We start from the raw sequence: 15,282 nt of genomic DNA, 5'->3' as shown, positions 1-15,282 counted from the left end.
TTTGGGTTAGGCAACGGTTTTTCCATCAATAATGATGTGTCCGTCTTTGTCACGGGTAACACCGTTTTTATCGGTTGATGTGGTTGACGCTTCCGGAGGGGTGTTTCCGGCATTCCCGGCGTTGGCGAAGCCCGCCCAAGCAGCACTGCCCCCTGCGTTTAGCTGGGTCTTTAGGTTCTCTGCCAACTTGTCAATGAGTTTAGCTCCCTGTGTGCGCAAGACATCGTCCATTTTTTCCGTGGCTACCCTGCGAGCATCCGTGACGCTTTCCGAGTTAGCAATTTTGGCTGCAAAACCCTTTACACTGCTAATTTGCTTTTCACTCATCCGCAAGGCCAACGCGGCTCCAGCCCCCAAACCAGCCAGAAACAGCCACTTGCCTTTAGCCATTGCCCACACCTCCGAAAAACTATGCGCGGCAATTCTACTGTTTATCGGTCTTTTGCGCCAAAGCTAGACGGGAAGGGAAGTGGCCTTTCCCGCTCGGGACAACACGTCAGCCACGAAAGCGGAAGCCACCGTAGTCTTGCCTTGGGTCAGCGCGTTAGCCAAATCCAGGGCTTCAAAAATCTTTTCTCGAGCTCCCGCCAAGCGTGTTCTGGCAACGAAATCCAAGTCCTCGCGCAGCGGTAGCGTGAGGGATTCCAAACCGAAATGCCCCGCGATTCCCACGGCAACTTCAGATTGACTGTCTAATTTGGATCGCATCAACACGAGGGTTTCTAAAGAGGCTTCCAAATTAGTTCTCTCGCTGTCCTTGGCATCAATAATTTTGCCGACCACGCGCTGAGTTGCCAGATACTTCAACTGTTCACGCCGAGGCTGGTAGCCATTGAGAAGGTCTAGCGATATTGTTTCAAAAGCGCTCATAATACCTTGATTTTGAGAATGTAGGGCTCCGGGCAAGACACTTAGAGCCGGATGCAGGCCTGCGTCGGCGGCGCGCCGGGCAACCTGTATCAATTGCGAATCAAGGTTTTCTCCAGGAACCTCAATTTCCAGGCCATACCAGTTATTCTCCGCTAAACGTGACAACAGTTTGGCGCTAGTTTGGGGTTTTTCCAGCATCTCCCGAGCGCTGACTTCGGCGCGCAGGGCTCGGCCCAGCTGGGGTGCTGTGTCATCCAGACAAAACAATTCAGACCAGGAAGCTGGATCATCAAGCGGAATCCTCACCCCGATTTCTCCGCGCTGGGCGGGCACGCCGAGCTGTAACTCCAAGCGCAGGGCCGTGGCAAAAGCGGAACTGACATAGACCGTATCGCCCAGAGCTTGACTCAAGAGTTTCGCGTTTTTCCACGGCAAAATAGGCACTTGAACCGGGAGGAACTGGGAAAAGTCCGATGTCGCAGCGGGCCTGGAGGGCAAACCGGCGGCACCGGGCGGCCCCGGGGGAAGGTTCGGCGTGGAGTTACTCACGTTCCTATTCTCTCGCATTCACGGGCTGACGGGAGCATCCCGGCGGGTTTTGCCCCGCGGTCAGGTGAAGTTTGAGCCATCCTTGCCTAAAATAGGTGGGTTATGTCCCTAGAGTTGTCCTACCCTTCCGATTTGCCCCTCAGCGCGGCAAGACCGCAGATTCTCGCTGCCTTGCGTGAGCATCAAGTCGTTGTTATCAGCGGAGCCACCGGAAGCGGAAAGACCACCCAGCTGCCGAAAATGTGCCTGGAAGTAGGACGGGGTACGCGGGGCATGATTGGCCATACCCAGCCGCGCCGCCTGGCTGCCCGAACCGTTGCTTCGCGAATTGCCTCCGAATTGGGTCAATCACTAGGTTCCACCGTTGGTTACCAGGTGCGGTTTCGCCAAACTTTGGGTCCTGAGACGCAAATCAAACTGATGACCGATGGGATTTTGCTGGCCGAAATCAGCCACGATCCACTGCTGAAACAATACGATGCACTGATTATTGATGAGGCTCACGAAAGGTCTTTGAACATTGACTTTATCTTGGGCTATTTGCAACGTCTGGTAGTGAAACGTCCCGACCTGCTGGTGATTATTACTTCTGCCACCATTGATTCCGAACGTTTCGCCACGGCTTTTGGGCCAGATACCCCCATTATTGAAGTCGCGGGACGAACGTATCCGGTAGAGGTCAGATATCGCCCCTTGGTTGACGTGGATGACGATAGTTCGGGCGTGCTCACGTCCGAAGACACCGAGGAGGACCTCACAAGGGCGGAAACCAGCGAGATTGACCAGGTCACCGGCATTTTGCGGGCGGTGGATGAACTGTGCCGGGAAGGTCCCGGAGACATTTTGGTTTTCCTGGCGGGGGAGCGCGATATTCGCGATACGGCTCAGGCTCTGCAGGGACACCTGGGGCGCCGTTACGTGGCTCCCGGTCAGCGGACCTCAGTTCCGGGGGCGGTGGAAGTCTTGCCGCTGTTTTCCCGGCTCAGCGAGGCGGAACAAAAGCGCGTGTTTGCCCCGCATCTATACCGGCGGGTAGTCCTCGCTACGAATGTCGCCGAAACGTCCTTGACCGTTCCGGGTATCGTTTACGTGATTGACCCCGGAGTGGCACGAATTTCCCGCTATTCAAACAAGACTCGCGTGCAGCGCCTGCCTATCGAACCCATCTCGCAAGCCTCCGCCAACCAGCGAAAAGGGCGCTGTGGCCGGGTGGCTCCGGGAGTGTGCATTCGCCTGTATTCCGAGGCGGATTTTTTGTCTCGTCCCGCCTATACCGAGCCTGAAATTCAACGCACTTCGCTGTCTGCCGTGATTTTGCAGATGGCAGCCCTGGGTCTGGGCGAAGTCGCGGATTTTCCTTTCCTGGATCCGCCCTCGCCCCGCTCCGTTACGGATGGGGTGACGGAACTTAGCCAGCTGGGAGCGTTAGATACCCGCAAGAAGCCCGCGAGACTGACCCGCCTGGGACGCAAACTTTCTCGGTTTCCTCTCGACCCGCGCTTGGCCCGTATCCTTGTCGAAGCGGACCGCCTCGGAGTCATCGACCCCGCGGTCGTGGTCGTGGCCGCCTTGGCGATGCAAGACGTGCGGGAACGACCTAGCGAACGCCGGGCAGAGGCCGACCTCGCCCACGCCCGTTTTGAAGACGAGCGTTCGGATTTCTTAAGTTATCTGAAGCTGTGGAGTTACCTGCAAGACCGGATTGAAACTCTGTCCTCCAGCGCATTTCGCAGGTTGTGCAGCCGCGAGTTCTTGCATTTCCTCCGGGTACGGGAGTGGATCGACCTGGTGGCAGAACTGCGCGGAATGTGTCGTGATGTTGGGATAAAAACTAGGGAAACCAAGGTAGTAGACCTTGACCAGGTTGACGTTGAGAGCTTGCACCAAGCTATCTTGAGCGGTATGCTCACCCAGATCGGGTTCTGGTCAGAGGCAAAAAGGGAATATCACGGGGCGCACGGGACTCGATTCGTGGTGTGGCCGGGTTCGGGTTTGAGCCGCAAACACTACGACTGGGTTATGGCTGCTGAGTTGGTAGAAACATCGCGACTGTTTGCCCGGACAGTGGCACGGGTCGAACCTGAATGGATTGAACAGGCGGGACGTTACCTGTTGACGCGGACATATTTCGATCCGTACTGGTCCACACGTTTCGGGTGTGCCATGGTTCACGAGCGGGTCAGCTTGTTCGGGATGGTTCTCAGCGCGGATCGCTCCATCCCGCTGGCTTCCCTGCAGGATACGGTGGTGGAAGGGATACCGGCCCGGAGCCTGGCGCGGGATTTGTTCATTCGTCACGGAATTGTGCGCGGAGAATGGCGTTCGGTCTATCCCTTTATGGAAGACAATCAGCGTCGGCTAGAGATGGCTGCCGAAGCGCGGCGGCGGCGCCAAATTCCGGGCGAAGTCGATCCCTATGCCTTGGAAAAATGGCTGGAAACGCGCATTGACCCCGCCGTTAGCTCAGGAGCAGCTTTTGAGGCGTGGTGGAAAAATCAGCGTCTCGAGCACCCGGATTGGTTGGAATACCCCTGGGATTTATTGGTGCCAGATAGCGGAGACAATACCGACCAATTCCCCGATTTTTGGCCGGCGGGCGAGCACCTGCTACCGCTGGCCTACACATTTTCAGGTAAGCGCGGACCGACCCCCGAAGCAGCGAATCATCGTGACTTACCATACAATAAAGGGAAAAAATCTAAGAAAATCAAGGAACGTGAGATTGACACGGTTGACCTTCCAGAAGGGGTCACCATCATTATCGATGAGGCAATATTAGAGTCTCTCGATTCCCGGGGCTTCGATTGGCCGATTCCCGGAGCTCTGCGCGATTACCTGCTGGCTTGCGTCAAAGCCCTGCCGAAATCCGTGCGGAAGTACGTGGTGCCCGCGGCGAACTTCGTTGACGAGATCCTGCCCCGGTTTGAGCGTTACGTAAACGAACCTTCCCAACAGCGTCCCGACTTTGACGATATCTTTACGCAGAGCGTAGCCGCGGTTCGCCAAGTCGACCTGACCGAGACGGACTTAACCGCCATGCATGCGGCTCTGGAGGAAGGCCAGCGAAATCACTTCGCGATTGTGGGACGTGGCGGGAAAGTTCTGGGTTTGGGAGACGACTTTCAGGCTCTGCGTGACCGCTTGATTGTGAAAACCACCCAGGAACAAGGCAAAGTCTGGGCGCAACAGGAAGCCGAAAAAGCTAAAGTTGAGCGGCCCAGAGATTTTGCCCAGCAACTCAGCCATGCCCTTCGCCTCACGGAGACACGAGTGTCAACCCGGTGGCGAGGAGCGGAAGCGGCGGCTTTGGCCGCGTCCCCCTATCCCTCCACTTCAGCCCTGATAGATGCGGCTCAAAGCGCGGCTGGCCGGGCTTTGGTGGCGGAATACCTGGCGGAGGGACATTCCCTCACAGACGATACGGACCTGGCTGAACTGCAAGAATGGGCTATTGACCGCTACGAGGACCAGATCTATAGAATCCTGCAAGCCGTTGCTGCCGCGATGCAGGCGCAAGGAGAGCTCGAGCAGCAATTGCGAGGGGCCGCCGGCTCTGCCCTCGCCGCCACAAAAGCAGATATTGTAAACCATGTAAACCAATTGGTAGGCGGCGACTTCTTGGCGAGGACGCCTGCCAAATGGCTGGCTCAGCTGGTCCGTTACCTGCGGGCAGATGCCCTACGATTGGACAAGGCCCGGCGTAACTCTGCTGGTGACGCCCAGTTAGCTGCATGTTTCGCGGAAGTTGCGACGGCCTTTGAGACAGCGGTGAAGGCGGCGGAGGCTCGCCCCTTTAACGCCGAGACCCATCACCGTTTACAGGAGTTACGTTGGCTGCTGGAGGAGTACCGGGTACAGACCTTTGCCCAGCAACTCGGCACGATTGAAAAGGTGTCTGCCAAACGGATAAATAAGCAAATCTCTGCGCTCAAATAAGGAAATCTACTTGGTTATCCCATACCAAATAGGGCGCGATAAAAAACCTTAGAAATGCTTACTAGCTGTATTGATAAGCATATTTATCGACGTGAATCCCCGAACCAGGCCTTAAAAATCCCGTAAAAATTCGCGTTTCCGTAACTGGAGCATTCGCCGGGCGTCCCGCTCAGCAAAGCAGAATCCGGCTGATAAGGCGTGTAGTTGTAAAGCGCCGTGGTAGCCTGGTTAGCCAAAACCACCGGGGCTGAGCCGCAGCTGTCCTGAGGGGAGTAGGGGATATTGTTGGCTATCCCGGTGCGGAAAGGGAACTGCGCGGGGTTTTGCCGATAGCGCTGAAACTGAGCCGCAGCATAGTAAACCTGGGTTCCAAAACCAAAGTATTGCGGGTCACAATTACCCCCGTCAGGGCAAGCAAACCCCGTTGCGACCTCATAGCGGCTCGGGGACAAGTTGTAATCAGAGGCCGTGAGCAGACCCTGTTCCTTCTGCAGCAACACCAGCAGGACCTGAGGATTAATCTTGCACGATTGGGCGGTTTTATAGATGATCGTTCCCGCGGATTCTCCCGGTGCCCCTTGGTAGCCTTCACAGCGCGGCGAAGCGGGAACGTCAATAGTGTCCTCGGTGTAGTCAGCCAAACAGGGGGTGGAAAGACTCACGCACCCCGCGTTCTTGTCGCGAATAAAGTTCTCTATATCCGCTTGGCTCATGGATTGGTAATCGTAGAAAACCGCGTCGGAAATGATATTTCCGGGGTCGAATCCAGACAGGTCAAGGGCGGGAGCCACGGGACGGGTTGCTGTTGGAGAAGCCGGTTGCTCCGTACTGGCAAAAAAATGAATCCCCGCCGCAGCCAAAGCTCCGCCCAAACCGAGTGCGACCATGGCTATACCCAAAATCACCAGGAGGGTACGAAAAAACCCACCCTTGCGTCGCTTCGCTCGTATGGAAGCGCCCGCGGACGGGTAGGCTTCCCGGGAGGGACGCTTGGGCACTCTTGAGGACACCTCACCATCGTAACCTACCTCCCGGGAGGGACGCTTGGGCTGTTAGACTGAGAGATAGCGAACTCATTTCAACCAAAGCGAACCGAGGATAAATATGGTCCAGACATTCTCAGGTACCCTTGATGAACTGCTGAGCGATTTGGCCACGGAGCTAAAGGAACTGGCTGACAACGGACACGTCTTGCGCGTGGTTGGCTTTACCGGCGCCCCCGGAGTGGGTAAATCTGAGGCGGTAGCCAGGCTGGGGAAGTTGCTGGACGGAACTGTTTTGGGTACACAGTCACTGTTAGCCGGCATCATTCCGATGGATGGTTTCCACAAGTCAAACGAAGTCCTCCAAGCCGAGGGTCTCAGCGACTATAAAGGACGTCCGGACACTTTCGACGTGGTGGGCTACCTGATGGCTTTGGATCGGGCTCACGATGCCAAAACGGTGGTGTACGCTCCCGGATACGACCGTCAGCTTGGTCAAGCTATCGCGGCACGTTACAAGGTCGAACGAGAAGGCGTGGTACTTACGGAAGGCAACTACCTGGCACTGCAAGACGGGGCATGGTCCCTGGTTCGCGAGGCAATCGACCTGCTGATTTACCTGGAGGCGCCGCCGGAGGTAACACAGGCTCGCCTAGTTGCTCGCCACACGCATCACGGCAGAACCCCGGAACAGGCGCTCGCTTGGGTACAGCGGGTTGACGAACCGAACCGGCTGCTGGTCCAGAGTTCTCAAGCGCGGGCAGACCGCATTTGGAACCTGCCTGCATAAGTAAACCAGGTTAACCGACGCAAGCTAATCTTCTATAGCAAACCAGATCCGGCACTAACTACTACTGCTTTAACCGTATCGGGATGGACTGCTCCTTCACCGCCGAGAGCAATAATCGTGTTGGGGTGCAGGACACTCAGATAGTTCGCCACCGGAGCGGGGGCTTGGTTGGTACGGGAAGGCACCAGCAGCACCGGACCGTCTCGCAAAGCTCCAGCCACCAATGCATCCGCAAAGTTGTCGCCGCGAGCAATGTAAGCGACATAATCGCTCACGGTTGGCGCACCGGTCTCATCTAGCCGCGCTATCGCGGGATAGGCATGAGCTGAGATAGCTGCCGCGGTACCGTAACGGTCCGCCCCAGCCAGACGGGAGACGTTTGCTCCCGATTGAGCCGCAATCGTGGTTAGAGCTTGTTGCGGGAGGACACCGGGCCCACCCAAACCAACGACTTCGGAAACGTGCAGGTCAGAAACTTCAGAAGCAACGTACTTCCACGTCTCGGGACTGCGCGGGTTGACTATCAAAACCGGACCATCGCTCAGAGTTCCCCCAACGACCGCATCGGGAGAACCGGCCCCGTTAGCCCCCACGCCATCGGCAATATAAATCCGCTTGGCGCCCTGTGGGAACGCATGGTGTGAGATTGCGATAGCTGTGGCGTATCGATCAGGACCGAAGATCCGCGAAGTTTGACGTCCTTGCGCCGCGTTTGCCAGGACCGCATCAGGAATTGCTCCCGGCCCACCTAGAGCCACCACCGTGGTGGCTTTCAGCCGGTTGATTTCTCGAGTAACTGCAGAGGGAATGGGGCCGTTAATGGGAACCAGCAACACCGGACCATCAGGCAGAATCCCGCCCGCTAAAGCATCAATGGGCATATCTGAACGAGCTAAATAAACCCGTTGCGAACCACCGGGAAAGGCCCGAGCCGAGATTCCCGCCGCGGTCTCAATTCGGCTAGCGCCCGAAATTCGCAGTGAGGGAACCGCATTAGACGAACCGGCAGAACCAAACCAGGACGTAAAGAAGCGATAAAAGTTGCGGTTTCCGTAGCTGGAGCACTTGTCTCCCAGGCCACCTCCGGCGGCTAGGGCTGCCTCATTCGGGGTGTAAGGAGTGTAGTTGTACAGTCCCGCGGTCGCTTGGTTTTCAATGAAAACTGGAGTAGTTCCGCACTTGTAGGAGCCATCCTGATTCCGAGACGGGTGATACAGCAGGTCATTGACTCGCCCGGCACGATGACGGAATTGTGTCGGATGCTTTTGGTAGTAGTGGAAACGGTGCGCCGCTTGATAAACCTGATTAAAGAATCCGTAGTACTGGGTGTCGCACGGGGCCGTATCCGGGCAGCCGTATCCCATAGCCTTCTGGTATCGCGACAGTTTCAAAGTCTTATCCGAAGCGGTAATCAGGCTCTGTTCTTTTTGCAGAGTCACCAGTAATACCTGGGGGTTAATCTGGCAAGCCTGGCTGACTTTCCAGATGATTTGCGCGGCGCTCTCGCCTTCGGCTCCTTGATAGGCGCCACGGCAATAGGCATCAGCCGGACGATCCGGGGTGTCCAAAACATAGTCTTTGAGGCAAGGAATGGTGATTTCTTGCGTGGTGGGCTGGGCATCTGGCTGGTCTTGGGGAGCCGGGATGGTAATCGTGTCTACACCTGGCTGGCAAGCTCGCCCTTTCGCGTTCAAGAACTGCTGAATAGCGTTGGCGTCCATAGTGTTGGGGTTGTAAAAAACCTCATCGGAAATAATCATTCCGGGGTTAAACCCTACGACCGCAGAGGTGAACTCGGATTGGACCGCGGGGGTGGAATCCGAGTCTTGCCCGTAAGCCGGGCTCAGACCGAAACCGGCGAGAGCCAAACCTGCCAGCGAGAAAACCGCCAGGCAAGTACCCCCAAAATGACGAAAAAGATGTCGTTCGCCGTGAAGTGTGTTCACTTTTCCTCCCAGTGGAATCGAAAATCAGACTCGCGACATTCAGGATATCGCCTGACGTGAAAAAACTCAGGAAAAGCTCTTGGATTTCACCATTTGGTCTGCCAGTTCCATGACATGATTCCAGGTGCCGCGCAACTGACGCTGCGCCGCGGCGGAGGGCCAGATGCGTCCAGCTCGACGTTCCCGCGCTACCCACTGACAGTAGTAAGCCACGGTGTCACCCTTACCGATTTCGTTGCAGTGCATTAAAAACTCGGCACCGGCGCGCAGGTAAATCTCATCGGTGAACTTTAATGAGCCTCGGGAACGACCTCGTTTGGAGGTCATCAGTCCCATGTTGCGCAGTGCTTCGTTCCACGAGCCACCGCACCGCTTGGTGATGGTTTGGCAAGTTGGTGGCCAGCGCACCATGCCCTGCGAAGAGCGCACCCCTCGACTGGTGATGTCTTGGGTACGCAGCCGCTCATAGACTGCAGCGGGGATGGTAGTTTCCTGATGGTCATGCGCGCGCTTCTTGGCCAGCACGATACGCGGCCAGACCTCATCAATGGACGGAAAAATGTAGCTTTCCTTTTCCGCGCCGAGTTCCTTGTCGGCCGCCTGCTGGGTCTTAACGACCTCACATTCCTCGGCCAGAACCTCAGCCAACTCAGTCTTCATTCGAGAGTTAATCTTTAGCTTGGCCGCCCAGTAATCAATCATGTCGGCTGGAAACTGCTTCAACTCGCGGTCGATTTCGTCCTGATACCGCAGAGAAAGCACATACCACAGACCGGCTTCCACGGCCTCTTGGGACAAGATAATGTGGCGAGACAAGTATTACACCTCGATTACGTTGATATTAACCACTGCATTCTAGCAAATTTGAACGTTAGACGCAGAAGAACATTCACAAAGTAAATGCACACCGTACCCGCGACAGTACGGAAACGGCCTACAGCTAACAAGAATACTCCCAACCGGGAAGTATCGTGGACTAACGGTTGGATTCAATCTTGAACAAGCCTAGAACTCCCAGTCGGCGTCCTCGGTTTCCTCGGCAGTGCCAATGGCGTAGGAGGAACCCGAACCCGAGAAGAAGTCGTGGTTTTCATCAGCTGCGGGCGACAAAGCTGCCAAAATCGCGGGATTGACGTCAACCTGGTCAGCTGTGAAAAGGGCTTCGTAACCCAGGTTCATCAAAGCCTTATTCGCGTTGTACTTGAGGAACTTCTTGACGTCTTCGGTCAAGCCCAGCGGATCGTAGAGGGTCTCGGTGTACAGCTCTTCGTTGTCGTACAAGTCCATCAGCAAGGAGAACGTGTAATCCTTCATCTCTTGGCGCCGGGACTCGGAGGACTCGCGGATAGCCAGTTGATACTTGTAGCCGATGTAGTAGCCGTGAACTGCCTCATCGCGGATGATGAGGCGGATAAGGTCAGCGGTGTTAGTCAGTTTCGCGTGAGCCGACCAGTACATCGGAGCGTAAAAACCACTGTAGAACAGGAAAGATTCCAGCATGGTCGAGGCGACCTTGCGCTTTTCCGGGTCATTGCCGTGGTAATAGTCCAGCACAATATGAGCTTTCTTTTGGAGGTATTCGTTCTCCTCGGACCAGCGGAAAGACTCGTTGATTTCCTCGGTGGACAGCAGGGTCGAGAACACCGAGGAATAAGACTTGGCGTGCACCGATTCCATGAATGCGATGTTGGTGTAAACCGCTTCTTCGTGGGGAGTGCGGGAATCCGGAATCAACGAAACCGCGCCCACCGTGCCCTGGATGGTGTCCAGCAGGGTCAAACCGGTGAACACGCGGTTCGTCATGTTTTTTTCGTCTTCGTTCAAGGTTTTCCACGAGGGAATATCGTTAGAGAGCGGAATCTTTTCCGGAAGCCAGAAATTTCCGGTCAGACGATCCCACACCTCCAAATCTTTGTCATCTTCGATGTCATTCCAGTTAATGGCTTGCACGGTTTTTGGAATCCCAATGACCACGAGTTTCTCCTTGAATTCAATAGTATTTTTGGGTTTGCGCAAAGCAGGAAATATCGCGCGAAACTGTCGTTCCCAGTCTATCCCGTGAGACCCAGGTTTCAATTTGGGATACAAAAAAACCGCGGTGCGGATAGGGTAGGAACAGAAATGAACTAACTCAACGATGAGGATGCGCAAACAGACTAAAAAGTGTTCGAAGGCTAGAAACAGTGGACGACTCGGACTTGATTCGCTTGGCAACCCAGCTGCCGGTTTCGCAGCTGGGAGACCAGTTGCTACATCTGCAACCCGGATCCAAGCTGGGTTTATATCTGCTTGAGCTGTCTAACCAGCCGATTACTCCCGCGATGGTGGAGGTCGCAGAACGGGCATTAAACCGACCGCTAGCTTGGATTTTGTCCCAGCTGCGGGATGGTTGCGCGGGTTTGGACATGCAGGACTTCATGGAATTGATGCAGCATCCCGGTCCGGACTTATTGGACTTTGTGCTGCCGAGCCACACCCCCCTTGCGGACTGCTCTGATGGTAGCGATTTGGCAGCTGGGCAGTATATTCCTTCCGCGGTTTCCTCGTGCTCTGTCCAGTACGGCGACGACAATCTGGTACAGATTAAAGCCGTCCATCCGGATTCCACAATGGAAGTGAATCACCTTCCCGATGACTTTGTGATCTCCCTGTCCAATTCCTTGCAAGCCTATTTCCTCATGGCGGTGAAATCGAAGCTCATTAACTTAGCTGGTTCCCAAGTCATGCTCTCGCTGATGGGTATCCGCCAGCTGCGTTCGCCGCAACCCATCTTGCCGATGGTGGCCTTCGCCTTGAGTGATAGCGATGAAGATGAGTTTTTCCTGCGTCTCATCATCGGGGCACTGGCACAAACTTTCGCCTGCTGCGACTGGGCCGCACCAGACGACCCGCGGACGGTGGCGGTCGACCTGATGCGCGAGATGGGACAAGACGCGACCCCAGAGGCGGTAGGTGAAGCTGTGGAGGTGTTTAATAACTTTCTGTTTTCAGCAGGTTGTTTGAACTCTCGCGGGGAGGTCGACCCGCGGGCGCACACCCCGATGGTGCTGCTGCAATACCTGGTTTCTGAGGCTCTGCAACCCAAGTAAGACATCCGGTTCATCGTTCTTAGAAAGGAAATCCCCGGTTGACGCGGTTCACACCTCAACCGGGGATTTCCCGTATATAAGCAGTCAGAAAGACTTAGAGCATACAGCTGACGCAGCCCTGCACTTCGGTGCCTTCCAGGGCAGCTTGGCGCAGACGGATGTAGTACAGCGATTTGATGCCTTTGCGCCAGGCGTAAATCTGGGCTTTATTCACGTCACGGGTCGTAATCGTGTCAGGGAAGAACAAGGTCAGGCTCAGCCCCTGATCTACGTGTTTCGTGGCCTCGGCATAGGTGTCGATAATCTTTTCATACCCGATTTCGTAAGCATCCTGGTAGTAGTCAAGGTTGTCGTTGGTCATATAGGGCGCCGGATAGTATACGCGGCCAATCTTGCCTTCCTTGCGAATCTCAATCTTGGAGGCGATGGGGTGAATCGACGAGGTCGAGTTATTGATGTAAGAAATCGATCCGGTGGGTGGAATGGCCTGCAAATTTTGGTTGTACATGCCGTCGCGCTTGATGTCCGCGGCTAGGGCCCGCCAATCTTCCGGGGTTGGCAGGTGGATCGAGGATTTCTCGAACAGTTCGCGAACCTTGGCGGTCTTTGGGGTCCAATCTCCGTTAATATACTTCTCAAAGTATTCTCCACTGGCGTACTGGGAACGTTCGAAACCCTCAAAAGTCACGCCGCGCTCTACTGCCAAAGCGTGAGACGCCTTGAGGGCATAGAACGCCGTGGCGTAAAAGTACATATTCGTAAAGTCCAGGCCTTCGGCAGAACCGTAGAAAATCCGGTTTTTCGCCAGACAGCCGTGCAGGTTCATCGCTCCCAAACCGATGGCGTGAGACATCGAGTTGCCGCGCTGGATAGTCGGCACGCACTCCACGTTCGTCAAATCCGACACCGCCGTCAAAGCGCGAATCGCCACGTTGATAGATTTCGCAAAATCGGGGGATTCCAAGGTTTTGGCGATGTTCATGGAACCGAGGTTGCAAGAAATATCTTTGCCGACTTTCGCATACGACAGGTCCTCATTCAATACGGAGGGCTCGGATACCTGGAGAATCTCGGAACACAGGTTTGACATGATGATGCGTCCGTCAATCGGGTTTGCCCGGTTCACGGTGTCTTCGAAAACGATGTAGGGATAGCCAGACTCGAATTGGATTTCCGCCAAGGTTTGGAAAAACTTGCGGGCGTCAATCTTTTTCTTGCGGATGTTAGGGTTGTCAACCATCTCGCGGTACTTTTCCGTGACGGAAATATCGCTGAAAGGCACCCCGTAAACCCGCTCGACATCGTAGGGACTGAACAGGTACATCGGTTCCTTGTTGCGCGCCAGCTCGAAAGTAATGTCGGGAACCATCACACCCAGAGACAGGGTCTTGATGCGAATCTTTTCGTCTGCGTTCTCACGCTTGGTGTCCAGGAAAGACATGATGTCAGGGTGGAACGCGCTGATGTAGACCGCTCCCGCGCCCTGGCGAGCCCCCAGCTGGTTTGCGTACGAAAAAGAATCTTCCAGCAGCTTCATCACCGGAACCACCCCGGAGGACTGGTTTTGAATCTTTTTAATCGGAGCGCCCGCCTCGCGCAGATTCGTCAGCAGCAAAGCGACGCCGCCCCCGCGCTTGGACAGCTGCAGGGCGGAGTTGATGCCCCGGGCGATGGACTCCATATTGTCCTCCAGGCGCACCAGGAAGCACGAAACCATCTCTCCACGAGCTTTCTTTCCGGCGTTGAGGAAAGTGGGGGTGGCGGGCTGGTAGCGTCCCGAAATGATTTCTTCCATGATGTCCACGGCCAGCTGTTCATCGCCGCGTGCCAGGTACAACGCCACCATGCACACGCGATCCTCGAAACGTTCCAGGTAACGCTTGCCGTCAAACGTCTTGAGCGTGTAGGAAGTGTAGTACTTGAACGCCCCCAGGAAAGTCGGGAAACGGAACTTGTGACTGTAGGCCTTTTCGTACAGGGACTTGATGAACTCGAAGCTGTACTGTTGGAGAGTTTCCGCCTCGTAGTAGCCCTCCTCGACCAGGTAGTCGAGCTTTTCTTTCAAATCGTGGAAAAACACCGTGTTCTTGTTTACGTGCTGTAAGAAGTACTGGCGAGCAGCCTCCCGGTCCGCGTCAAACTGGATTTTTCCGTCCTCACCGTAGAGGTTCAGTTTCGCGTTTAGAGAGTGGTAATCGTGTTCAGCGTCGAGGAATTCGTCTTCCTGAGTGTCGGTCATGACTCCGGTGACGCCGGGGAGTCCGATTCCGCTTGTTGAGAGTGTAGGTTCGCCCAAAATTCTTCCAATCCTTTTCTGACTGCAGTTACATCTTCCGGGGTTCCCAACAGTTCAAATTTGTACAGGAAGGGAACCTTGAGTTTGCGAGAAAGTACTTTGCCGGCGATGCAATAGGCCTCGCCGAAATTGATATTTCCGCTGGATATTACACCGCGACATAAGTTGCGGTTGTGTTCTATGTTCAAAAATTTGATGACCTGTTTGGGGACTGCCTTACTGGTGTCCCCGCCGCCGTATGAGGGCACCATGAGCACATATTCCTCGTCGACCAACAAAGGTTCAGAACCGGGGCGCAGCGGGATACGCAACGCCGGAACGCCGACACGTTCCACGAATCGTTTGGTGTTTTCAGTTGCGGAGGAAAAATAAACCAATAACCCCACGGTTTTGCCTTACTTCAATGTGGTTTTTCTAGCGGATTCACAAGGTGTGTCGGTCGCGCTGACGGGGCGCGGCGGTGTGGCACGCACTCAACTCCGAGCCGGTGGCGCGCAGCGGGCGAACCGGGATGTCGCGATTAAATAGCGGCAGCGGTGAGTGCCGCGGCGGCTAGAGCCTTGATTTTATCGGGGCGGAACCCGGACCAGGAGTCGTCTCCGGCAAAAACAACGGGGGCCTGTTGGAATCCCAGGCTCTTGATGTGATCGAGAGCGTTCACGTCCTCGGTCAGGTCGATGGTTTCGTAGTCCAGACCCTGTTTGTCCAGAGCGCGCTTCGTTGCGTTGCACTGAACACAGTTAGGTTTCGTGTAAAGAGTGATACTCATCTCTAGGCTTCCTCCGCAATATCTCCCAGTGTGTGGTTTTCCCGCGGTAATTTC

At 55.3% G+C, this 15,282-nt stretch carries 12 protein-coding genes; 3 read left to right on the top strand and 9 right to left on the bottom strand.

The features are described 5' to 3' along the window. Positions 1-6: 6 nt before the first annotated feature. Together SPI05_RS08815 and SPI05_RS08810 are read right to left on the bottom strand one after the other, a co-directional pair. Positions 7-390, bottom strand: coding sequence for a hypothetical protein (locus tag SPI05_RS08815; RefSeq protein ID WP_321077734.1), 384 nt, complete (start codon positions 388-390; stop codon positions 7-9). Positions 391-453: 63 nt separating this feature from the next. Continuing rightward, the gene (locus SPI05_RS08810; RefSeq protein WP_321077733.1) at positions 454-1,419 is read right to left on the bottom strand and encodes a hypothetical protein; all 966 of its coding nucleotides are present in this window, start codon (positions 1,417-1,419) and stop codon (positions 454-456) included. A 102-nt stretch (positions 1,420-1,521) separates the two neighbouring features. On the opposite strand from SPI05_RS08810, the gene hrpA reads away from it, so the two are divergent. Further along, positions 1,522-5,355: an ATP-dependent RNA helicase HrpA gene (gene hrpA / locus SPI05_RS08805; RefSeq protein WP_321077732.1), complete on the top strand. Its 3,834-nt coding sequence runs from the start codon at positions 1,522-1,524 to the stop codon at positions 5,353-5,355. An 83-nt stretch (positions 5,356-5,438) separates the two neighbouring features. On the opposite strand, the gene SPI05_RS08800 is transcribed toward hrpA, so the two are convergent. After that, complete coding sequence (locus SPI05_RS08800; protein WP_321077731.1) at positions 5,439-6,242, bottom strand: hemagglutinin; 804 nt, start codon at positions 6,240-6,242, stop codon at positions 5,439-5,441. A 217-nt stretch (positions 6,243-6,459) separates the two neighbouring features. Between SPI05_RS08800 and SPI05_RS08795 the strand changes: the two genes are divergently transcribed. Beyond that, positions 6,460-7,128 carry an AAA family ATPase gene (locus SPI05_RS08795; protein WP_321077730.1) on the top strand — a complete coding sequence of 223 codons (669 nt, stop codon included), beginning with the start codon at positions 6,460-6,462 and terminating at the stop codon, positions 7,126-7,128. Positions 7,129-7,160: 32 nt separating this feature from the next. On the opposite strand, the gene SPI05_RS08790 is transcribed toward SPI05_RS08795, so the two are convergent. The 3 genes from SPI05_RS08790 to nrdF all read right to left on the bottom strand — a co-directional run bounded on the left by SPI05_RS08790 (position 7,161) and on the right by nrdF (position 11,048). After that, positions 7,161-9,074 carry a cell wall-binding repeat-containing protein gene (locus tag SPI05_RS08790; RefSeq protein WP_321077729.1) on the bottom strand — a complete coding sequence of 638 codons (1,914 nt, stop codon included), beginning with the start codon at positions 9,072-9,074 and terminating at the stop codon, positions 7,161-7,163. A 66-nt stretch (positions 9,075-9,140) separates the two neighbouring features. Next, positions 9,141-9,890, bottom strand: a complete 750-nt coding sequence (locus tag SPI05_RS08785) for a multidrug transporter (protein WP_321077728.1) — start codon at positions 9,888-9,890, stop codon at positions 9,141-9,143. Between the two features lie 189 nt (positions 9,891-10,079). After that, the gene (gene nrdF / locus SPI05_RS08780) at positions 10,080-11,048 is read right to left on the bottom strand and encodes a class 1b ribonucleoside-diphosphate reductase subunit beta (RefSeq protein WP_282922359.1); all 969 of its coding nucleotides are present in this window, start codon (positions 11,046-11,048) and stop codon (positions 10,080-10,082) included. 209 nt (positions 11,049-11,257) lie between these two features. On the opposite strand from nrdF, the gene SPI05_RS08775 reads away from it, so the two are divergent. Beyond that, positions 11,258-12,163 carry a hypothetical protein gene (locus SPI05_RS08775; protein ID WP_321077727.1) on the top strand — a complete coding sequence of 302 codons (906 nt, stop codon included), beginning with the start codon at positions 11,258-11,260 and terminating at the stop codon, positions 12,161-12,163. 94 nt (positions 12,164-12,257) lie between these two features. Here SPI05_RS08775 and nrdE read toward each other — a convergent pair whose 3' ends face one another. The 3 genes from nrdE to nrdH all read right to left on the bottom strand — a co-directional run bounded on the left by nrdE (position 12,258) and on the right by nrdH (position 15,228). After that, entirely contained in the window at positions 12,258-14,402 is a 2,145-nt protein-coding gene (gene nrdE, locus SPI05_RS08770; protein ID WP_321077754.1) for a class 1b ribonucleoside-diphosphate reductase subunit alpha, read from the bottom strand. Next, positions 14,399-14,845, bottom strand: a complete 447-nt coding sequence (gene nrdI, locus SPI05_RS08765) for a class Ib ribonucleoside-diphosphate reductase assembly flavoprotein NrdI (protein WP_321077726.1) — start codon at positions 14,843-14,845, stop codon at positions 14,399-14,401. The genes nrdE and nrdI overlap by 4 nt, the downstream gene beginning before the upstream one ends. Positions 14,846-14,979: 134 nt before the next feature. Continuing rightward, the gene (gene nrdH, locus SPI05_RS08760; protein WP_298633642.1) at positions 14,980-15,228 is read right to left on the bottom strand and encodes a glutaredoxin-like protein NrdH; all 249 of its coding nucleotides are present in this window, start codon (positions 15,226-15,228) and stop codon (positions 14,980-14,982) included. Between the last annotated feature and the right edge of the window lie 54 nt (positions 15,229-15,282).

It is taken from the genome of Mobiluncus sp., from assembly GCF_034180645.1.
Lineage (GTDB): Bacteria > Actinomycetota > Actinomycetes > Actinomycetales > Actinomycetaceae > Mobiluncus.
The sequence above is the reverse complement of the archived record's forward strand: the minus strand, read 5'-3'. Positions and strand labels throughout refer to the sequence as shown.

What these genes read in the sequence shown, in the direction of transcription:
- nrdE (WP_321077754.1), bottom strand. Translation starts at nt 14,402, where the DNA reads ATGACCGACACTCAGGAAGACGAATTCCTCGACGCTGAACACGATTAC.
- SPI05_RS08800 (WP_321077731.1), bottom strand. Translation starts at nt 6,242, where the DNA reads ATGGTCGCACTCGGTTTGGGCGGAGCTTTGGCTGCGGCGGGGATTCAT.
- SPI05_RS08815 (WP_321077734.1), bottom strand. Translation starts at nt 390, where the DNA reads ATGGCTAAAGGCAAGTGGCTGTTTCTGGCTGGTTTGGGGGCTGGAGCC.
- nrdH (WP_298633642.1), bottom strand. Translation starts at nt 15,228, where the DNA reads ATGAGTATCACTCTTTACACGAAACCTAACTGTGTTCAGTGCAACGCA.
- SPI05_RS08795 (WP_321077730.1), top strand. Translation starts at nt 6,460, where the DNA reads ATGGTCCAGACATTCTCAGGTACCCTTGATGAACTGCTGAGCGATTTG.
- hrpA (WP_321077732.1), top strand. Translation starts at nt 1,522, where the DNA reads ATGTCCCTAGAGTTGTCCTACCCTTCCGATTTGCCCCTCAGCGCGGCA.